Source organism: Bacillus sp. 03113 (genome assembly GCF_006546985.1).
Lineage (GTDB): Bacteria > Bacillota > Bacilli > Bacillales > Cytobacillaceae > VATK01.
The window spans coordinates 161,725-182,347 of sequence record NZ_VATK01000005.1 but is presented as its reverse complement, the minus strand read 5'-3'; the positions used below and the strand labels follow the sequence as shown (position 1 = coordinate 182,347).

24 protein-coding genes and 1 other RNA gene are annotated in these 20,623 nt (G+C 36.7%); 2 read left to right on the top strand and 23 right to left on the bottom strand.

Annotated features, from left to right (window positions below):
- Positions 1 to 2: 2 nt before the first annotated feature.
- From ahrC to spoIIIAA, 18 genes are all read right to left on the bottom strand, one after another.
- Positions 3 to 452 carry a transcriptional regulator AhrC/ArgR gene (gene ahrC, locus FDO66_RS06275; RefSeq protein WP_141431725.1) on the bottom strand — a complete coding sequence of 150 codons (450 nt, stop codon included), beginning with the start codon at positions 450 to 452 and terminating at the stop codon, positions 3 to 5.
- Positions 453 to 722: 270 nt separating this feature from the next.
- Entirely contained in the window at positions 723 to 1,568 is an 846-nt protein-coding gene (locus tag FDO66_RS06270; RefSeq protein ID WP_141431723.1) for a TlyA family RNA methyltransferase, read from the bottom strand.
- A gap of 3 nt (positions 1,569 to 1,571) precedes the next feature.
- Complete coding sequence (dxs, locus tag FDO66_RS06265; protein WP_141431721.1) at positions 1,572 to 3,464, bottom strand: 1-deoxy-D-xylulose-5-phosphate synthase; 1,893 nt, start codon at positions 3,462 to 3,464, stop codon at positions 1,572 to 1,574.
- Positions 3,465 to 3,740: 276 nt separating this feature from the next.
- The gene (locus tag FDO66_RS06260) at positions 3,741 to 4,628 is read right to left on the bottom strand and encodes a polyprenyl synthetase family protein (protein ID WP_141431719.1); all 888 of its coding nucleotides are present in this window, start codon (positions 4,626 to 4,628) and stop codon (positions 3,741 to 3,743) included.
- A gap of 2 nt (positions 4,629 to 4,630) precedes the next feature.
- Positions 4,631 to 4,864, bottom strand: coding sequence for an exodeoxyribonuclease VII small subunit (locus tag FDO66_RS06255; protein WP_141431717.1), 234 nt, complete (start codon positions 4,862 to 4,864; stop codon positions 4,631 to 4,633).
- A gap of 5 nt (positions 4,865 to 4,869) precedes the next feature.
- Positions 4,870 to 6,216 (bottom strand): exodeoxyribonuclease VII large subunit, encoded by a 1,347-nt coding sequence (xseA, locus tag FDO66_RS06250; protein ID WP_141431715.1) that lies wholly within the window; start codon positions 6,214 to 6,216, stop codon positions 4,870 to 4,872.
- A gap of 69 nt (positions 6,217 to 6,285) precedes the next feature.
- The gene (nusB, locus tag FDO66_RS06245) at positions 6,286 to 6,678 is read right to left on the bottom strand and encodes a transcription antitermination factor NusB (protein WP_141431838.1); all 393 of its coding nucleotides are present in this window, start codon (positions 6,676 to 6,678) and stop codon (positions 6,286 to 6,288) included.
- Positions 6,679 to 6,860: 182 nt separating this feature from the next.
- Positions 6,861 to 7,268 carry an Asp23/Gls24 family envelope stress response protein gene (locus FDO66_RS06240; RefSeq protein ID WP_141431713.1) on the bottom strand — a complete coding sequence of 136 codons (408 nt, stop codon included), beginning with the start codon at positions 7,266 to 7,268 and terminating at the stop codon, positions 6,861 to 6,863.
- A 16-nt stretch (positions 7,269 to 7,284) separates the two neighbouring features.
- Positions 7,285 to 8,643, bottom strand: a complete 1,359-nt coding sequence (gene accC / locus FDO66_RS06235) for an acetyl-CoA carboxylase biotin carboxylase subunit (RefSeq protein WP_141431711.1) — start codon at positions 8,641 to 8,643, stop codon at positions 7,285 to 7,287.
- A gap of 14 nt (positions 8,644 to 8,657) precedes the next feature.
- Positions 8,658 to 9,143, bottom strand: a complete 486-nt coding sequence (accB, locus tag FDO66_RS06230; protein ID WP_141431709.1) for an acetyl-CoA carboxylase biotin carboxyl carrier protein — start codon at positions 9,141 to 9,143, stop codon at positions 8,658 to 8,660.
- A gap of 217 nt (positions 9,144 to 9,360) precedes the next feature.
- Complete coding sequence (locus FDO66_RS06225) at positions 9,361 to 9,927, bottom strand: SpoIIIAH-like family protein (RefSeq protein WP_141431707.1); 567 nt, start codon at positions 9,925 to 9,927, stop codon at positions 9,361 to 9,363.
- Positions 9,928 to 10,608, bottom strand: coding sequence for a stage III sporulation protein AG (gene spoIIIAG, locus FDO66_RS06220; RefSeq protein ID WP_141431705.1), 681 nt, complete (start codon positions 10,606 to 10,608; stop codon positions 9,928 to 9,930).
- On the bottom strand, positions 10,601 to 11,233 hold the full coding sequence (spoIIIAF, locus tag FDO66_RS06215; protein ID WP_141431703.1) for a stage III sporulation protein AF: 633 nt from the start codon (positions 11,231 to 11,233) through the stop codon (positions 10,601 to 10,603). The genes spoIIIAG and spoIIIAF overlap by 8 nt, the downstream gene beginning before the upstream one ends.
- A 10-nt stretch (positions 11,234 to 11,243) precedes the next feature.
- Positions 11,244 to 12,443: a stage III sporulation protein AE gene (gene spoIIIAE / locus FDO66_RS06210; protein ID WP_141431701.1), complete on the bottom strand. Its 1,200-nt coding sequence runs from the start codon at positions 12,441 to 12,443 to the stop codon at positions 11,244 to 11,246.
- 27 nt (positions 12,444 to 12,470) lie between these two features.
- Positions 12,471 to 12,920: a stage III sporulation protein AD gene (spoIIIAD, locus tag FDO66_RS06205; RefSeq protein ID WP_141431699.1), complete on the bottom strand. Its 450-nt coding sequence runs from the start codon at positions 12,918 to 12,920 to the stop codon at positions 12,471 to 12,473.
- Entirely contained in the window at positions 12,874 to 13,080 is a 207-nt protein-coding gene (spoIIIAC, locus tag FDO66_RS06200) for a stage III sporulation protein AC (RefSeq protein ID WP_079509703.1), read from the bottom strand. Before spoIIIAC ends, spoIIIAD begins: the two co-directional genes overlap by 47 nt.
- Positions 13,081 to 13,098: 18 nt before the next feature.
- Positions 13,099 to 13,614, bottom strand: coding sequence for a stage III sporulation protein SpoIIIAB (gene spoIIIAB / locus FDO66_RS06195; RefSeq protein WP_141431698.1), 516 nt, complete (start codon positions 13,612 to 13,614; stop codon positions 13,099 to 13,101).
- On the bottom strand, positions 13,615 to 14,538 hold the full coding sequence (gene spoIIIAA, locus FDO66_RS06190; RefSeq protein WP_141431696.1) for a stage III sporulation protein AA: 924 nt from the start codon (positions 14,536 to 14,538) through the stop codon (positions 13,615 to 13,617). It abuts the gene before it with no gap.
- A 238-nt stretch (positions 14,539 to 14,776) separates the two neighbouring features.
- Between spoIIIAA and FDO66_RS06185 the strand changes: the two genes are divergently transcribed.
- The gene (locus tag FDO66_RS06185; RefSeq protein WP_258535625.1) at positions 14,777 to 16,207 is read left to right on the top strand and encodes an alkaline phosphatase; all 1,431 of its coding nucleotides are present in this window, start codon (positions 14,777 to 14,779) and stop codon (positions 16,205 to 16,207) included.
- A 226-nt stretch (positions 16,208 to 16,433) separates the two neighbouring features.
- Here FDO66_RS06185 and ssrS read toward each other — a convergent pair.
- From ssrS to FDO66_RS06160, 5 genes are all read right to left on the bottom strand, one after another.
- Positions 16,434 to 16,618, bottom strand: a non-coding RNA gene (gene ssrS / locus FDO66_RS06180) — 6S RNA.
- Between the two features lie 69 nt (positions 16,619 to 16,687).
- Positions 16,688 to 17,245 carry an elongation factor P gene (gene efp / locus FDO66_RS06175; RefSeq protein WP_141431694.1) on the bottom strand — a complete coding sequence of 186 codons (558 nt, stop codon included), beginning with the start codon at positions 17,243 to 17,245 and terminating at the stop codon, positions 16,688 to 16,690.
- A gap of 27 nt (positions 17,246 to 17,272) precedes the next feature.
- On the bottom strand, positions 17,273 to 18,334 hold the full coding sequence (locus tag FDO66_RS06170; RefSeq protein WP_141431692.1) for a M24 family metallopeptidase: 1,062 nt from the start codon (positions 18,332 to 18,334) through the stop codon (positions 17,273 to 17,275).
- An 8-nt stretch (positions 18,335 to 18,342) separates the two neighbouring features.
- Positions 18,343 to 18,783 carry a type II 3-dehydroquinate dehydratase gene (gene aroQ / locus FDO66_RS06165; protein ID WP_141431690.1) on the bottom strand — a complete coding sequence of 147 codons (441 nt, stop codon included), beginning with the start codon at positions 18,781 to 18,783 and terminating at the stop codon, positions 18,343 to 18,345.
- 68 nt (positions 18,784 to 18,851) lie between these two features.
- Positions 18,852 to 19,373 (bottom strand): YqhR family membrane protein, encoded by a 522-nt coding sequence (locus FDO66_RS06160; protein ID WP_141431688.1) that lies wholly within the window; start codon positions 19,371 to 19,373, stop codon positions 18,852 to 18,854.
- A gap of 268 nt (positions 19,374 to 19,641) precedes the next feature.
- Between FDO66_RS06160 and FDO66_RS06155 the strand changes: the two genes are divergently transcribed.
- Complete coding sequence (locus FDO66_RS06155; protein ID WP_141431686.1) at positions 19,642 to 20,586, top strand: DUF1385 domain-containing protein; 945 nt, start codon at positions 19,642 to 19,644, stop codon at positions 20,584 to 20,586.
- Positions 20,587 to 20,623: the final 37 nt, after the last annotated feature.

Sequence of the window (20,623 nt, the reverse complement as noted above, 5' to 3'; positions counted from 1 at the left end):
GATTATAGCATGTCAAGAAAACGATCTGATATTCCCTCAGTATCTTCTGGATTTCTACAGATGATTAGAATTGTATCATCTCCGCCAATCGTGCCGATGATTTCTTCCCATTCTAAGTGGTCAATTAAAGATGCAATAGCCATCGCGTTACCTGGCAATGTCTTCATCACTAAGAAATGTCCTGCAGAGTCCAATTTTACAAAGGCATCCATTAGGTTTCTCTTCAGTTTTTGCGATGGATTAAATCTTTGATCTGCTGGTAAGCTATATTTGTAGCGACCATCTGATAAAGGAACCTTCACCAAGTGTAATTCTTTAATATCTCTGGACACAGTTGCTTGGGTTACATTAAAACCCGCATTTTTCAACTCATCCACTAAGTCATCTTGCGTTTCAATTTCATTATTGGTAATAATTTCTCTTATTTTAATATGTCGTTGTCCTTTATTCATCTCTATCACCTCTTACCAATCAAAACCCGATGGCTTCAGATTGCCTTTTTATTTTCTAGTCTTTTTTTCATGGATTGAAAAGCATCATCCAACGTACAGGATGTACGAGTGCCGATGTTGCCACAGGACATGGCGTTTTTAATCGGCCGCTTTTCTTAATCATTTCGATTTTTTTTGACAAATTCCTTCTTTAGATGGATGTAAATTCTTTTTATGTTTGTGATTTCTTTTTTTTCATATGTATAGTAGAAAAGAGGAATAAGTGCTTCCTTATTCCTCTGATTTACTTTGCTTTGTTTTTAACTCCGCATGAGCCTCTGCTACAATTTGACTATTAGTTGTCGAAAGAAAATTTTGACCTGTTTCTTTGTCTTTTTCCCAAAAAAAGTGTGCTAAAAATTCAATATTGCCATCTCCGCCCGTTATGGGTGAGTAGGAAAGGTTTTTCACATCTAATCCTAGTTCAAGAGCAAAGGAAAGAATCGTATTTATCACCTGCTCATGGGTTTTAGGATCTCTTACAATCCCTTTTTTCCCGACCTGGTCTCTTCCAGCTTCAAATTGAGGCTTAATGAGTGCGATAATGTCACTTCCCTGTTCAAGTAACGTTATTAAAACAGGGAGTATAAGCTTTAAAGAAATAAATGAGACGTCAATGGAAGCAAAATTAGGTTTTTCCCGGACTAAATCGTTAGGTGTAACATAGCGGAAATTCGTTCGTTCCATCACGACGACACGATCATCTTGTCGCAGTTTCCAAGCAAGCTGATTATAGCCAACATCAAGTGCATACGATAATTTGGCACCATTTTGAAGAGCACAATCCGTAAAGCCTCCTGTTGATGCACCGATATCGAGCAAAACCTTATCTTGAATATCAACATGAAAGACCTTTAAGGCTTTCTCCAATTTAAGACCTCCACGACTTACATATGGAAGCTTTTTTCCTTTAACCGTTAAGAGAGTATCACGATCAATTTTTTCACCTGGCTTTTCAAGTCTTGTTTCATTTGCAAAGACTAACCCTGCCATTACCGCTCTTTTTGCTTTTTCTCTCGTTTCAAACAATCCATTTTCAACCAATAAAATATCTAATCGTTCTTTCTGATTTTTCATTCTTTAAGCCCTTTTTTGTTTTTTTCTCGAAATGGTTTTTATTTTTTGAACAACATGTTCTGTTGTTAAACCAATTTCTCTTAATAGCTCATCTACGCTTCCATGTTCGATAAATCGATCTGGTATGCCCATTCTTTCAATTACAGCATGATGAAAGCCATTATCATGAGCAAATTCTAACACCGAGCTTCCAAAGCCTCCAAGAAGAACAGCTTCTTCTATTGTTAAAATAGGCATATTTTGCTCTAAAAGCTGCTTAAGTAATTCTTTATCTAATGGTTTGATAAATCTTGCATTAACGACCTGAATGGAGTAACCTTGTTTTTCTAATTGTCGACTAGCTTCCATAGCCATCGGAATCGTTGTACCAAACGTTACAATGGAGGCATCTTTTCCCTCTCTAAGAACCTCCCATTCCCCAATAGGAATGGTTTTTAGAGTTTCATCCATCGGCACCCCTAGGCCGTTTCCACGTGGAAATCTCAATGCAATGGGACCATCATTGTATTCCAAAGCTGTGTATACCATATGCTGGCCTTCATTTTCATCCTTTGGCATCATGATTACCATATTTGGTAAATGTCTAAGAAAAGCAATATCAAAAACACCTTGATGAGTTTCTCCATCAGCTCCAACTAAACCTGCACGATCAATTCCAATAAAGACGTTTAAATTTTGTCTGCTAATATCATGGACGAGTTGATCATATGCCCGTTGTAGAAAGGTAGAATAGATCGCCAAAAAAGGCTTCATATTTTGTGTGGCTAATCCAGCAGCAACGGTTGCTGCATGCTGTTCTGCTATTCCAACATCATACATCCGATCTGGAAATTCACTTGTAAAGCCTTCTAGCTTAGAGCCAACGGCCATTGCAGGAGTAATCGCAACAATTCGATCATCTTTTCTTGCAAGCTTTCGTACTGTTTCACTTACAAGCTTACTCCATGCCGGTGCTGTAATAGCTGGTTTTACGAAGTCCCCTGTTTCAATTTTATAAGGTCCAGTACCATGCCATGTCCCAATTTTATCTCTTTCAGCTGGTTTATACCCTTTCCCCTTTTTCGTAATTACATGAAGAAGGACTGGCCCATCAATTTTTTTCGCGTACATAAGGTGATCAAATAAATTTTCATAGCTATGGCCATCGACTGGGCCAATATAAGTAAATCCTAGTTCCTCAAAAAATATTCCGGACACTAATAAATATTTTAAGCTATCCTTGATTCTTTCAGCTGTTGCAGCTAGTTTTCCACCAACAGCAGGGATTTTCTTCAATAGCTGCTCAAGCTCATCCTTAGCCCAATTATATTTTCCAGCTGTACGAAGCCTTGTCAAAACATTATGAAGAGCTCCAACATTTGGAGCGATGGACATCTCATTATCATTGAGAATAACAAGTATATTTTTTCTTTCATGACCAATATGGTTTAAAGCTTCTAATGCCATCCCGCCTGTTAAAGCACCATCACCAATAATAGGAATGATATGGGATTTTTCTTTTTTTAAGTCTCTTGCTATAGCCATCCCCATTGCTGCAGATAATGAAGTAGAACTATGCCCAGTCTCCCAAACATCATGTTCGCTCTCATTTCTTTTTGGGAAACCACAAAGTCCTTCATATTGTCTTAACGTATCAAATTCGCTTGCCCGTCCTGTTAGGATTTTATGAACATATGATTGATGACCGACATCCCAAATCAATTTATCCTTAGGACTATCGAAACATTTATGAAGAGCAACCGTCAATTCTACAACACCTAGATTAGGTCCTATATGTCCTCCTGTAACAGAGAGCTTCTCAATTAAAAATTGTCGGATATCCTGACTAAGCGCTTCCAACTCTTTGATAGAAAGCTCTTTTAAAAAAGATGGGTCTTTTATTGATAACAGATCCATAGAAGGATCACTCACTTTCATGTGTAATTCAATTGTACTTTTTTGTATAAAATTCAATCTTAAAAAAGTAGATCATAGGTTGTATATAAAATAGCATAACATATTCACTGATTCTCTAAAATAGCCTTGTTCATACCCTATTAAATGTTTTGTGAAAAAAGAGCCGCTAGCACAAATGTGATAACGGCAACTGGATTCCCTTTATATATGCACATACATGTCTAAGGTAAATTGTAACATACAACCTCTTTTCTCTCAAATACAGCATGTGCTGACTTAATGATTGCGTGATGCAACTAAATAAGTAATTTCTTCAAGAAGGGATGTATCAAGATCCAATTGCTTTAAACAATGCAAAGCATGTTCTATCGTTGCTGATAAAGTTTCTTTCGCTCCTTGCATCGTTAAAATAGATGGGTAAGTATTCTTGTGGTTGCTTTCATCACTGCCTACTGGTTTTCCGATCAAGCTCTGATCACCTTCCAAGTCTAAAATATCATCTCTTATTTGAAACGCAAGACCAAGATGATAAGCGAACTCTGAAAGGATGTCTTTTTGCTTTTCATTTGCCTTTGCAAGAAGAGCTCCTATTTTAACACTTCCTATTAATAGTTTGCCCGTTTTATGCACATGAATGTATTCTAACTCTTTTAAGGTTAGCTGCTTTCCTTCCCCTTGCATATCTGCAATTTGACCACCTACCATCCCTTCAGCTCCAGCTGCTTTTGCTAGCTCTAATACAATTGCTAGTCTTCTTTCAATAGGAATTGTTTCGTCTGAGGCAATTAATTGAAAGCTGTATGTTAATAAGGCGTCGCCTGATAAGATCGCAGTGGCTTCCCCAAATACCTTATGGTTGGTAGGAATTCCTCGTCGCAAATCATCGTTGTCCATACTTGGCAAATCATCATGGATTAATGAATAAGTATGAATCATTTCGATTGCACAAGCTGGCATTAAGCCTTTCCTCGGATCATGTCCAAATGCTTTTAAAACAGCAAAAACTAATAAGGGGCGAATTCTCTTTCCGCCGGCATCCAGAGAATAATGCATAGCTTCTTTTATTAAAGCCGGTGCTTGAAGCTCCTCGATGCTTTTTGCTAATTGTTCTTCTATCACATTTTTGTATTTCAAAGAAAAAGACTGGAGTATGGCATTCTGCATGCTTACTCCTCCTCTTGGATGGAAAAGATTTCTGTCTGTCCATCTTCAGTTAATATTTGTGTTAACTGTTCTTCAACGTTTTTTAGTTTGTCATGACACAGTTTTGACAATTCCATTCCTTTTTTATAAAAGCTGATGGCTTCTTCTAAAGGAACATCTCCTTCTTCAAGCTTTTCAACAATTTCTTCAAGCCTTTCCATTGCTTCTTCAAAGGATATTTCTTCTTGAATCGCCAATTTCTTCACTCCTCTATCTGGACTACTTTACAAATTAATTTCCCATCAACCATCGTAATTTTCACACGATCTTCTATATTTACTTGTTGAATGCTTTTTATTAACTTTCCGTCTTCTGTATAGGAAAGGGTATACCCTCGCTCCATTATCTTTAACGGACTTAACGCGGATAAGGTAGATACGATGCTTTGAAAATCCTTTTCTTTTTTAGAAAGGATTTCTGTCATCGCCCTCATTAATCCTTTTGTTTGCTTTTGATAACGAAGCTTAGCTTCCTCTAATGCTTTTTGAGGATGATTTCGTAAGATCCGTTTCTCTAATACAAGAAATTGATCTTGCTTAACATTTTTTAGCTTTTTTGAAAGTCGTAGTAGCTGTTCTGTTTTTTTGTCTACCTGTTCAAGCTTCTGCTCATATAAACGCTTTGGATAGCGGAAGGCATATGAACTTTGGATTCTTTTTAATCGGTTTTGCTGTAAAACCAATTTTTCATTCATAGCACGGCCTATTCTAGCTTGTCTTGTTAAAACCTTTTCCATAAGTTCATTGATATGAGGAACAGCTAATTCTGCTGCACCAGTCGGAGTCGGTGCTCTTAAATCAGCAACAAAATCAGCAATGGTAAAATCTGTTTCATGTCCGACCGCAGAAATAATGGGTATACGTGAAGTAAAAATAGCTCGCGCAACTGCTTCTTCATTAAATGCCCAAAGCTCTTCAATCGAACCGCCTCCACGGCCAACAATAATGACATCAACCTGGATAGGGGCTGATTGTTCATTTGCTTTTTTCAATGCCTGAACGATAGAGGGAGCTGCTTGCTCTCCTTGAACGAGAGCTGGAAAAATGAGAATGTTTGCAACTGGGTATCTTCTTTTTATCGTTATGATAATATCTCTGACGGCAGCTCCAGTTGGAGATGTTATGACCCCAACCGTCTTAGGATAAAGCGGGATTGCCTTTTTAGATTTCGGGTCAAATAGCCCTTCCTCTTCTAGTTTTGTTTTTAATTGTTCATAGGCAAGATAAAGTGCCCCAATCCCATCTGGCTGCATGTCTTTTATATAAATTTGATATTGTCCGCTTGGCTCATATACAGTGATATCCCCTTTTATTAGTACCTTCATTCCATTTTCTGGTTGAAATTTCATGGAACGATTAAAGCTAGAAAACATGACAGCAAGTACTCGAGCCTTCTCGTCTTTCAATGTAAAGTACATATGTCCACTAGAATGCTGCTTAAAGTTTGAAATTTCTCCTTTAACATGAACATCTTGCAAGTGAGGATCAGCATCAAATTTCCTTTTTATGTACTTTGTTAACGCATTAACAGATAAAAAGCGCTGCTCCATCTTACATGACTCCCTTTTGCTATTAAGTATAAACAAGCTTTTTGAATTGATAAGCTAGATACTTGTTATTTAAGATAATGTTTGTTTTACTTTTGAAAGGACCCCATTGATAAATTTACCTGATTGGTCATCTCCATATATTTTGGCAATTTCAATTGCTTCATTTAAAACCACATTTGGCGGTACTTCATTTTTGCAATAAAGCAATTCATATACAGCTAATCTTAAAAGGCTGCGATCGACATTTGCTAACCGCTCCAATGTCCATTTTTCTAAATTTCCTTTTAAAATATCATCAATATGTTCTTTATGCTCCAACACACCAATAACAAGCTCATCTAAATACTTGTCTCTCTGTACACCTTCTAAAACATGATCAATCGCATCAACAGGCTCGATTTGGCTAACATCTATTTGAAATAAAGCTTGCAAAGCTTTCTCTCTCGCTGTTCTTCTTTTCATCATTCTTAACTCCTTTAATACAATCATTCATTATTTTTTGTCTTAACCATTAATTACGCCGAAAAAATACATAACAAGATCTTAACATAATTATAACTCATTCGCATTGAAACTTACTAATACACAAAAAAAAGAACCAAAGACAAAGCATGTCTTTGGCATTTTTCAAATGACTTCTTCTTTTAAACTTCTTCCTCGATTTCTGGTTCGTGTTTTTGTGATTCGAATTGGATTCCAACGATATGGATATTCACTTCGTCTGCCTCTAGTGCAGTCATATTCAATAAAGCTTGGCGAATGTTGTCTTGAATTTTCTGTGCTACAGTAGGGATAGAAACACCAAAGTTCATGGAACAATAGACATCAACTTTTATCCCTTCTTCAGTTAATTCTACTTTAACACCTTTGCCATGATTTTTTTTGCCCAACTTTTCAACCACACCTGAAGCAAAGTTTCCGCGCATTTGTGCAACACCTTCAACTTCTGATGCAGCAATCCCAGCAATTACTTCAATGACTTCAGGAGCAATTTCAACCTTACCGTAGCCATTGTTTTCTTGATTCATTTCCAAGATGTTAGATTCACTCATCGTTTGGCACCTCCAGTTATTCTTCTGATTTCATCAAATCATACTGTTCTAAAAACTTTGTATTGAAGTTCCCTTCCACAAACTTTTCATGATCAAGGAGCCTCAAATGGAAAGGGATTGTTGTATGAACCCCTTCGACTACAAACTCACTTAGTGCTCGTTTCATTCGTGAAATCGCTTCTTCCCTCGTTTTGCCATAAGTAATGACTTTCGCAATCATCGAATCATAGTAAGGCGGGATCATATATCCAGGATATGCAGCAGAATCAACCCTTACACCGAAGCCACCTGGAGGAAGATACATATTCATTCTTCCTGGGGAAGGCATAAAATTCTTTGCGGGATTTTCTGCGTTAATTCTACATTCAATGGACCAGCCAGAAAATGTTACATCTTTTTGTTCTAATTCAAGCGGATACCCAGATGCCACTTTTATTTGTGCTTTGATTAAATCCACACCCGTTACCATTTCTGTTACTGGATGTTCAACTTGGATTCTCGTATTCATTTCCATGAAGTAAAATTGACGATTACGATAATCATATATAAATTCTACCGTTCCTGCACCTGAATAATCAACTGCTTTGGCTGCTTTAACTGCCGCATTCCCCATTTCAGCCCGGATATCTGGGTCTAATACAGGTGAAGGTGTTTCTTCTAATAGCTTTTGGAGGCGTCTTTGAATCGAACAATCCCTTTCGCCTAGATGAATGGTATTCCCATCATTATCTGCCAAAACTTGGATTTCTACATGACGAAAATCCTCAATATATTTTTCGATATAAACACCAGGATTGCCGAATGCTGTTAATGCCTCTTGCTGTGTGATATTGATTCCTTTTATTAATTCCTTTTCGGAACGAGCAACACGAATCCCTTTTCCACCGCCCCCAGCAGTTGCTTTTATTATGACTGGGTAGCCAATTTCTTTTGCTAGTGTTATTCCTTCGTCAATATCTTTAATAATCCCTTTTGATCCAGGTACTATAGGAACACCTGCTTGTCTCATTGTTTCCCTTGCAATATCCTTCGTCCCCATCTTTGTTATGGCTTCAGGACTTGGACCGACAAAAATAATATTACAATCCCTGCAAAGCTCTGCAAAATCAGCATTCTCTGCCAAAAATCCATATCCAGGATGGATCGCATCACATCCTGTTAATTTTGCAACACTAACAATGTTGGTAAAGTTTAAATAACTATCCTTTGAAGCTGTAGGACCTATGCAATACGCTTCATCTGCTAGCTGTACATGCAACGATTCTTTATCTGCTTCAGAGTAGACCGCTACAGTTTCAATTTCAAGCTCTCGGCAAGCTCGAATAATTCGAACTGCGATTTCTCCTCGGTTGGCTATTAATAATTTTGTAATCATTTTTTAAACCCTTTCTATTCAGGCTTCACCAAAAATAATGGCTGCCCATATTCAACCAGCTGTCCATCTTTTACTAAGATTTCTACAATTTCTCCTTCTACCTCTGCTTCAATTTCATTAAACAGCTTCATAGCCTCAACGATACAAACAACGGAATCCTTTGTTACTTTTGATCCAGTTTTTACGTATGCTTCTACTTCAGGTGAAGAAGATTGGTAGAATGTTCCAACCATTGGAGAAGTAATTGTATGTAAATTTGAAACATCCTCGCTTTTTTCTTCAGCTTGAACAGGTGCTTTTGGTACAGCTTGAACAGCTGCCGCAGCTACTTGTTGTTGTCTTTCCATTACTGCAACATCAGGAATTGGCTTAGAAACTACTTCAACTGGTAGATTTTTTTTCATTTGAATTTTCGAGCCTTCATGCTCATATACAAATTCATCAATAGTGGATTGATCAATTAGCTTTATTATCTCACGAATTTCTTGTATTTTTAACATTGCTTTGGCACTCCTTATTTTTACATAAATTATGACTAACTACTATAATCATACGATAAGATCTTATCAAAATACAACCAAGGATGAAAGAGGAAGATTCAATCAAACCCATTTAAACACATGAAAGGAAAAAAGGACCTCATCCAAATTACATCATTGTTGTCATTTGGATGGTCCTCTTCCTTCTTTTATCATATCATATTGCATTGTTCTTATCCTATTTTATTGGGATCGTTTCGACTGTTACTAGCTGTGAGGCACCAAGCTCTGTTCGAACAGTTTGAATAATGTTATTAGCTTCTGCTTTTGAAATAACTTCCTTCGATTTTACAGTAACTAGAACTTTATCCCCGTCTGCACGGACGAGTACATCATCAAACTTCATTGCTTTTATAAGGGTTTCTAATACTTCTTCTTCATGAGAGAGTTGATTCAATTGATTAATTTCATCTTTTGCTTTACTTTTTTCGACTGCTGATAAATCTGTTGACCCGATTTTAGTTTCTAGGTCTTCCTTCATTTTGCTCCTATCATCTTGTATTTGCATGCGTAATACTTCAAATGCATCATCCCCTGCTTGCTTAACTGTGACTGTACTTCCATCTGTATTTTTTTTCGTCATTGTCTCTTGCTTTCCTACTGTTTGAGATTCATCTGCAGCTTTTTGTTCTACAGCCTTTAAATCATTACTCTTTGGTTCTGGCGAGGTAATATAATAAACCGATAAAACAACCACTAAGCTTAACATGGTAAGTAACCAAACCGTTTGTTTTTTCAATAGCATTTAGGAATCCCCCTTTGATTTTTTCGGCATGACCGCTACACGATGACTTGGAACATCAAGCACTCTTGTTACGGCTTCAACAATCCATTTCTTTACTTGAATATTGTCTGCTCCTTTTGCTACAACCAAAACACCGCGTATTTCAGGCTTTTTTTTCTCCACTACAATTGGAACTTCCTTCTCTCCATTTTGAATAATCACAACCTGCTCCTCATTTGATTGGTCCTCTACGGTCCGTTTTCCCCCTTGAGGATCGGTTTCATTTGTCGTTTGCGATTGTGTTTTTGTGTTTTTTTCCATAATATTTTTTTCTGTCCCATCTACATTGACAATGACGGAGACATCTTCAACCCCAAGCATTTTATCAAGTGCATCCTTTAATGCAGCCTCATAAGCCCTTTCATAATCTGAAATATATTTATTTTCATTTTTCGAGTTTGAACCGAAAGTTTCTGCTGCATCTTGTGAACCTTGATTGTTTTGATTAAAAACAGAAATATCAGAGGAAGTGGGCTGTTGTTTCATAAAAAGATTACTAATAAGCATAAAAGCTGCACCAACTATAAGTACAAGCAGGAAGTATTGATATTTCCCAAATTTACGATCTGAATGTTCTTTTTTTGAAAAAAATTTTTTAAGCCATTGAATTGGGCCTTTTTCATCTTTTTTATCTTTATCCATTGTAATCGTTGTTCCCCCCTTCAATCTGAACTTGGATGGATTTTGCTTGAACATCCCATTTTTTTGATAGAAGTGTTATGATTTTTTTTGTATTCTCTTGATTTTCTGTTGTTGGAGGAAGAGGCTCATTAAGATTAATTTCAACTTTTTTGACAACTTCAACAGCATTTGCTTCCGCTTTGTAATCCTTTACATGAACAATAACCTTTTGAAGATTTTGCGGGAAAGCACGCTGATCGTTTTGATTCAACAAGATATTTATATTTGTAATCTCTAATCCGTATTGGTCTTTTAATTCCTCCTCTGCATCCTTTTTTAATTGGACAGTCATTTGTTCTAAAATATATGCATCATGTGAGGCTTGTATTTCTTTTTTCTGCATTTCTATCGATTTTTCCAACTTTTTTTCTTCATTTGCTGGAAAAAGAGAAGCAGCAGCTAGTGTTTGTTCAAAATCCTTGGTCATAAATTTTAATATTGGAGTTAAAATAATCGCTATTAAAAGTAATCCAGCAACCATTTTTGTATATTTTTGAAATTGAGAATTTGGAAGGAGCATGTCCATTAAGGTTGCGAGTAAGACAAAGAGAATAATATTGGTGACCCATTCCGTAATAACACCCATACGTCTCCTCCTACCTTACCATCATGGTTAAGTTACCAGCTGCAATAATGACGGTGATACACAAAAAGAACATAAATGAAACAATAGCTAACGCAGCAAATACATAAATGACACTTTTACTAATAATATCTAAACAATCAATGACAGGCCCTCCGCCAAGCGGCTGTAAAATAGCGGCGGCAAATTTATAAATAAAAGCAATCATTAAAATCTTAATTGCTGGAAATGCAACGATCATTAATAAAATAGCGACTCCTGCAATCCCGACTGTATTCTTCAATAAAACAGAGGCCGTGATAACAGTATCTGTCGCATCGGTAAACATTCTGCCAATAACAGGAATAAAATTCCCTGTAATAAACTTGGCTGTTCGTACCGCAATTCCGTCAGCCACTGCTGTTGAAGCTCCCTGCACGGAAATTACTCCTAAAAAAACGGTAATAAATAGACCTAATAAACCAATGCTCCAGTTTCGGATTAAATTGGCAAGCTGAGTGACCTTATACTGCTCAGAAAGTGTGCTGACAATGCTTAAAACTACTGCTAAAAACAATAGTGGCAAAATAATATATTGAATCATTAATCCGCTCGTATTCATTAAAAATAAAATAATAGGATGAAAAAACGCTGCTGAAATAAGCCCCCCAGAAGAAGCAATTAAAGCTAAGAGTAAAGGGATAAGCGCTAATATAAACGCTATCATTGTACTGATCGCATCATTTGAATAAGTGACAGCAACATGAAAGCTATTTAATGCAATAATGATTAACACCATAAACACAATAAAATAAGCAACTTTGCTTACTGAACTCTTTTCAAAAGCATTTTGAATGGACTGTAAAAACATACTAAAAATGGTAAGTATAATAAGAGATCCCAACAGCTTTCCATTTACAAGAAATTCATGAAAAGTATATTTAAGAGCCCCTATCATCCATTCCTTAAATGAAAATTTCTTATCCCCTTTAATAAAGTCATACAAGCTCCCTTTTTGACTTTCCGGTAAGTATCCTCCATATTTATTGATAATATCCTGCCAAAACCCCTTCAGTTCATCGATATTTAATGCTTCTAGCTGCTGATCAACGAGCGCTTGAGGAGTTTCCATCGGCTTGCTTTCTTCATTTTGAGGTGAAGCTTGTACACTTGGAATGAATAAGAAGTAGACGAGTAAGCTGATGATAAGAATGAATTGTAACTTGGACTTCATCTCTCTCACCTCTATCAAGAATTTAGTTTAATTAGGAATTAGATTGATAATCGTTTCGATTAAAACCGTTAAAATTGGAATAGCCATGGCTAATATTAATATTTTTCCAGCTAGCTCGATTTTAGAGGCAATAGCACCTTGACCTGCATCCTTTGTGACTTGAGCAGCAAATTCAGCTATATAAGCAATCCCGATAATTTTTAATATCGTCTCGACATAGACAAGATTCACCTTGGCATTTACCGCTATTTCTTCAATCATATGAATGATCAGGTAGATTTGATCGACTAAATAAAGAAAAATTGAACATCCAACAAATACGACGAGAAGAAAAGCAAAATTTGGTTTTTGTTCTTTAATGATTAAAGCTAAAAAAGTTGAAACAAGAGCTACACCAACAATCTGAATAATTTCAATGGGTAAAACCCCCTTACCCTTGGAATAGGAATACAGATTTAATTTTCTGGAAAAGATCATCTACTATTGATGCCACCATAAAAAGGATATAAATAAATCCAAAGAGGGTTACCCATTGGGCATATTCTTTTTTCCCTACTTGATCAAGAATGGTATGCAAAAAGGCCACAACAATCCCAACACCCGCAATTTTAAAAATAATATCTACGTCTAAGCCCATTCTTTTTCCTCCTAGACACTACATAAGTAAAATAATTAATAATAATCCTGATAATAGGCCTAAGCTTTTCACCATTTTTTCATATTTAGCTTGCCTATCTCTTGCATCTGCTTCCTCTCTTTCTAAATGGGAGAGTGTTAGCATAATTTGCTTTTGTTGAGAGATTCGATCATGACGCCCCAGTGTTTCTCCAAATTGCTTCATAATCTCTCTTTCACTTTGCTTTAATGCAGTTATTTTCCATATCTCCTTTAAGCTTTCAGCCCATGCTTCTTTTACAGTTGTATCTGAATTCAATAGTTTTTTTGAAAATGCATCAAATAACAGAGAGATTGGTTTTGATAATTGTGTTGATAATCGCCTTGAAGCTTCATGCAATGGAGTATGTCCAAACATTATTTCTGCTTCTAACGATTGCAGCGCTGACTTTAATTGCCTTAATTGTTTCGGTCGTTCGGCTAAATGTCTTGCCGCTTCAAATCCCGTCCAAGTGGTTGCGACCATGATGAAAACTGCACCAATTACTTTCATCATTTATTTCACACTCGCTTTATGAAACATTTCATGTCCGTGTTGGTCTTTTATAGAGACAATCGTTCCAGGTCCATTCCTTCTCGCTAATTCAATATAGCGTTTGAAAATCCCCTGCTCGATAAGAGGTCTTAATGCTGGTCTCTTCTTGATATCATCTAATGAATGCCCATGAATGGTCGTAATTAGTTTTATACCAGCATGAACAGCCTCCAAAATAGCTTCAACATCTTCCGTACTTCCTATTTCATCGACAACAAGAACATCAGGGCTCATGGATCGAATCATCATCATCATTCCTTCAGCTTTTGGACAAGCATCTAGCACATCCACTCTTGGTCCAAACGTCAACTGTGGAATCCCATTCACACTGCCCGCTATTTCTGAACGCTCATCTATAATGCCAACCTTATAGGCTTCTTTAACACCTTTCGCGCCTCCTGTTGAAATCATTCTGGCAATATCACGAAGAAAGGTCGTTTTTCCTGCTTGTGGTGGACCAATGATCATCGTATGATGCCACCTGCCTTCAAATAAAAAAGAAATATACTTTTCTGCAATTCCTTTTTGTTCTTTTGCAATACGAAAATTAAAGGATGAGACATCTCTAATTGCTTTTACTTTCCCATTTTCAAGGATTACTTTGCCTGCTAATCCCACTCGATGCCCACCTTCAATCGTGATATATCCTCTTTTTAATTCTTCTTCTAGAGCATAGATCGAAAAATGACTAATCTTATTCATTAAATGAATAGCATCTTCTGATTGAACGATATATGACAAGAAGTGCGGAACCCCTCTAATAGATACCTCAAGAGGTCGATTTATTCGAATGCGTATTTCCTCAAGTTCATGTAATTGTGAGGACGGGAATTGTTTTAGTAGGTCATAAATATTTTTTGGCAGAAATGTTAGATGCGCATTCACAATTAAATCCTCCTATTTAAATAAGCTCTTTCTTTTAAAATGTATGCTTGTCAGCTTTTAATATGACTTTGATTCCATTTCGACAAGAGTAAAATTCCTCGTTTTATCAAAAACTACACAGTGAGTTCTAAATAAGGTGAAACTTCCATCATGAGGGTTTTTGCCTGTTAATGCCGGATAAAGTCTGTTAGCTAAGGTAAAGGATCTTAAGTGTGAAATGTATGTTGAGGTGTTGAAAATGAAAGTATTAAAGTTCTGCGGAATTCTAATTTGTATCATAACTTTGTATGGAGCTGCCAATATTGAAGCTGATTCTTTTAGTGAATGGTCAGCATTCACATATAATGGAAATCAAGATGTGAGGAATACAAGCGGGACCACGCAGCAAAAGAAACCTAAAAACGTTATCATCATGATTGGGGATGGAATGGGTGCTGGTCAAATGGAGATTGCTAGACTGTTTGAACACGGGAAGGAAGGGCGACTATTTATTGAATCTTTGCCTTATACTGCTTTCGTCCATACTTATTCCTATAATCGTATTGTTACGGATTCAGCTGCAGCAGGAACCGCTCTAGCAACTGGACATAAAACAAATAATGGAATGATTGGTGTAACTCCTGACGGTGAAGAAGTAGAAAGCCTCCTTGATTTATTTAAAAAAAATGAGAAAAAAACCGGGATCGTTACAACGAATTCTGTTACAGACGCAACACCTGCTGCTTTTACAGCTAGTGTAAAAAACCGTTGGTCCGACCAACGAGCGATCGCGAAACAGCTTCTGTCAAATCAAGTAGATGTCATTTTAGGAGGAGGAAGACAAAAATTTATACAAAAAAATGAGAATGGAGAAATGCTGATCGATCAATTTAAGAAAGACCGGTATGCCTATGTTGCCAATCAAGATGAACTTAAACAGTCTAAGGAAAAAAAACTTCTAGGACTTTTTAATTCTGGTCATTTGAGCTTTAAAATCGACCGTGAGGAATTGAAAAGCCGTGAACCAAGCCTAACAGATATGTCTGAAAAAGCTATTGAAGCCTTATCAAAGGATAATGAAAAAGGATTTTTTCTAATGATTGAAGGAGCTCGCATTGACCATGCTTCTCATGCAGCTGATTTGACGAGTGTTTGGAAGGAAACGATTGAATTTGATCATGCCGTTGAAAAAGTGGTTCAGTGGGCAAATAGAATGGATGATACGCTGGTGTTAGTGTTAGCGGACCATGAAACAATGGGGATATCAGCTTCAGATGCCATGAATATCGAAGCTTTAAAAAACATACAGGTTTCACCGCATTTTATGGGTAAATTGCTAAAGAAACAAGGAACTTTTGATCGTGCTGAGATTAAGCATATATTTAAAACCTATGCCAATATCGATTTAACGAATCATGAGGTTGAAGCCTTTCAAGCTCATTTAAAAATGAAAGGGCATAGTGGATATTCAAAGCAGCATATTTCTTGGGAAATCGGCAGCCTTATTGCGGAGCATTATCATGCAGGCTTATTAAATCGACATTCACGCGCGTTAAGCGGGACAGGCGGCCACACTGCTAATATGATACCGTTATTCGCAACAGGACAAGGTGCTGAACGTTTCCATGGAGTGTTAGATAACACGGAAGTTCCGGCATATATTGCAGAGCTAATGGGGTATAAGCTGTAAGAAAGAAAAGCGGAAGCGCCCGTTTAGCGACGTATGGACTGGAGCTCTTCGTATGAGATAAAGGAAACACGAAGAGCGTGAGCGATTCGATGTTGACTTATCGTAAGGAGGAGAGTGAAGTACATTAGTCGCTGGGCGCTGGAGCTAGACAGTAAGAAAAGCGGAAGGCAAAAAAAGACTGACTGGTAAAGAGGGTATTCCTACCATCTTTGCAGTCAGTCTTTTTTCATTAGCCACATTTGCCGTTTCAGAAGTATGAAGTTTCTTAACCTGCTTCACCAGGTGGGTGTTCGCAAAAGCTTGTTCAGATGTCCTCCAAAAAAGAGGCTTGCTGTCCGTACTTTAATGTAGAACTCCCTTATTTAAATCAAAGGTTGAAACTTCATACGATTACGTACAACGCAGCATCAATATTTACGATTGTACAAAAGTTTAGGAGAATAATCAAGAAATCGATTCTTTACTCCTGATATTTACCAATTAAGCACGAGAAACGTATGAACTATCTGTCGTATTAATGATTAGACGGTCGCCTTGATTAATAAAAAATGGAACTTGAACAATTAGTCCAGTTTCAACTGTCGCTGGTTTTGTGCCACCAGAGGCTGTATCTCCTTTAATACCAGGTTCTGTTTCAGTCACTTCTAGTTCAACTGTATTTGGAAGCTCAACTCCAAGTGTCTCACCTTGATACATCATAATAGATACTTCCATATTTTCTTTTAAAAATTTTAATTCATACTCAATCGTATTCGATGGTAGCTCAATTTGTTCATAGGATTCGTTATCCATAAAGATATGTAAATCTCCACTAGCATATAAATACTGCATTCTGCGGTTATCAATTTGAGCTTTTGCCACTTTTTCACCAGCACGGAATGTTTTCTCTTGAACAGCGCCAGTGCGCAGGTTGCGAAGCTTTGAACGAACAAAAGCTGCACCCTTTCCAGGCTTCACGTGTTGGAAATCAATGACGCGCCAAATACCATTATCTACTTCAATGGTCAATCCTGTACGAAAATCATTAACAGAAATCATGCAAAAAAATCCTCCTAAATATGAAACTTAAAGTACTATAAGTTCTTTCGTTGAATGAGTTAATGCCTCATTGCCTTCTTGTGTAATGATCGTATCATCTTCTATACGAACACCACCAAGACCTGGAATATAAATTCCTGGTTCTACTGTTACAATCATACCCGGTTCAAGAATGAGGTCAGACTTTAATGACAAAGTAGGTCCTTCATGTATTTCCAAACCAATCCCATGCCCTGTGGAATGTCCAAAATATTCTCCATAGCCTTGTTCTGTTATATAGTCTCTCGTTAATGCGTCTGCATCTTTGCCTTTTAATCCTGGCTTTATTCCTGCCATGCCTTTTAATTGTGCATCAAGAACAACTTGATAAATCTCCTTTAGCTTCGCTTCAGGCTCACCTACAGCTACTGTTCGTGTAATATCTGAACAGTACCCATTGTAATAAGCTCCATAATCAAGCGTAACAAAATCGCCAATTTCAATCGTTTTGTCAGATGCAACACCATGAGGTAAAGCAGAACGATAGCCAGATGCAACGATTGTATCAAAGGAAGAAGACGTTGCTCCTAATTTTCTCATAAAGAACTCTAATTCATTGGATACCTCAGACTCAAGTCTTCCTGGTCGAATATAATCAAGAATATGTGTAAAAGCAGCATCTGCAATGTTCGCAGCTTCCTTTAATATCTTAATCTCTAAGTCAGTCTTTATCAAGCGTAACTTTTCAACCACACCTGATACAGGAACTAATTCGCAATTAAAGGCATTTTTATAAGCACTAAAAGTTGAAAAAGTTACAAAGTCCTGCTCAAAACCAAGTCTTTTAATACCTAAAGCTGTGATTTGTTTTGCTATCTCCTCTGTTATAGCACCTTTATGCTGAACAATATCAAAGCCTTCACATTGCTTTGCTGCTTGCTCCACATAACGAAAATCTGTAATAAATAATGCTTTTTCTCCGCTAATTAGCAGGATTCCTGCTGACCCTGTAAAATTAGATACGTATCTGCGATTATATGGACTTGTAATTAGGATTCCATCTATATCCAAATCCTTAAATGCCGAACGCAGCTGATCAATTTTCCCCATTATTATTCTCACTCCTTTACAATTTCCAACAAAGCATGTAATCCTAATTCGTAGCCTTTAAATCCAAGACCTACAATTTGACCCTTTGTTACAGGAGCCGTTACAGATGTGTGGCGAAATGATTCACGAGCGTGAATATTTGAAATATGTACTTCAATAACAGGAACTTGAATGCTGGCAATGGCATCTCTAATTGCATAGCTGTAATGCGTAAATGCTCCTGGATTAAAAATAATTCCATCCATTTGCTGTTCATTTGCCTCATGCAACTGATCAATCAAGGCTCCTTCATGATTTGATTGAAAACAAATCATTTCTACTCCAAGCTCATTTCCAAGTTTGACGATTCGCTCTTCTAATTGCTCTAGTGTGTCAGCTCCATAAATTCCGGGCTCTCGCTTCCCAAGCATATTTAAATTTGGGCCATTTAATAAAAGAAATTTTGTCATATTGATACTCCTGTGAAAAAATTATCCAACAAGAATATTCTATCATATTTATTTTTTCTTTCACTACTCTAAGACGAAGCATTCTTGTTTTCTTTTTCTCGCATGCTTTGATACTCACTTTCCTCATAGGAGATTGAATATCCTACAAAAACACCATATAAAAGATATAAACAGATAGATGTAATCATGGTATCTCTTCCTATCTCTCGAAAAGGCGGGATGCTGGGAAACATTGGATTCAAAACTAAAAAAACAAGAAGAAACAGCAATAATCCAAATAAAATTCCTCCCCACATGTTTTTGATTCTTCTTAAGCTTACATAATATAGGAAGGCTGATACGATCGATAATATCCCTATAAGCAGTATGGAGATGATCACACCAAGCCATCCTTTTTTCCATCCTCCAATCGCCCAAGGCTCAAGAATAATAGTTGGACTAATTTCAGTAAAATGAAAATAATATGCAAAATAAGCAATACCACTCCATATAATTCCTCCAACAAAACCTATAACAAGAGCCATCGCTAATAAAGATGGCTGCACCTTTCTTAAATGATTTTGTTCTGAATCTTTTTTTTCATCCTTCATTTATATACACCTCCAATAATATTATGTCCTCGTGCATTTATACACTTGCATTCCCATATAAATAAATTAATTAGAATGCTGTTTTTTCTTTCGAAATCATCTTCTTTAAATGGATTAAGCAAATATTTTTGAAATTACGACTCATTCCTAGAGGTTTTTATCAAATTTTAGTAGAATAAAGGTAGGTACTCACAGCATAGAGATTTTTTTACTTAAATGATGTTCTAGCTGTTTCGTGCGAATTTTAATTAGGTTGGTGTTTTCATACATGTCAAACAAACAAAAACCCATATATGGAGGGCAAGCCGTTGTAGAAGGTGTTATGTTCGGAGGCAAACATCACTATGTTACTGCTATTCGTAGAAAGGATCAATCAATCGAATACTTTCATCTTACGAGACAATCAAGCTCTGCTTATTCCATTTTTAAAAAAATCCCTTTTTTAAGAGGAATTATTGCCATCATTGAAGCAAGCGGAAATGGCGCCAAGCATTTAAATTTTTCAACGGAACGATATGAAACCGACCCGAACGAAGAAATCGAAAAAAAAGAAAAGAAGCCTTCTAAGCTAGCCATGATGCTAGGGGTCGCAACGATTGGGATCATTTCCTTCTTATTTGGAAAATTTGTTTTTACTCTTGTTCCCATCTTTCTAGCTAATCTAACAAAGCCCATTTTCCCAAGTGATTTAGAGCAAATATTAATAGAGGGCTTGTTTAAGCTGTTGCTTTTACTATCTTATATTTATTTTATTTCTTTCACTCCTTTAATCAAAAGAGTGTTTCAATATCATGGTGCAGAGCATAAAGTAATAAATACCTACGAAAATGGAAAAGACTTAACCATTGAAAATGTTCAAGCTCAATCAAGACTTCACTATCGATGTGGAAGCAGTTTCATTCTTTTCACAGTGATCATTGGTGTATTTGTTTATCTTTTTGTTCCGACGAATCCTCTTTGGCTAAGAGTCGTCGATCGATTAGCCTTAATTCCTGTAGTGCTTGGGATTTCGTTTGAGGTACTACAATTAACGAATAAAGTCCGTGACATTCCTTTATTAAAATATTTAGGATACCCTGGACTATGGCTTCAGTTACTGACAACAAAAGAACCGAGCGATGATCAGGTTGAAGTAGCGATTTGTTCATTTAAAGAGCTGCTTAAAAAAGAAAAAGAAACAATCGAACTGTTAAAACAACAAGAAATTGTTTAATCATGAGCAATTTTACGTTTAAATGCTGTTAAAGTTG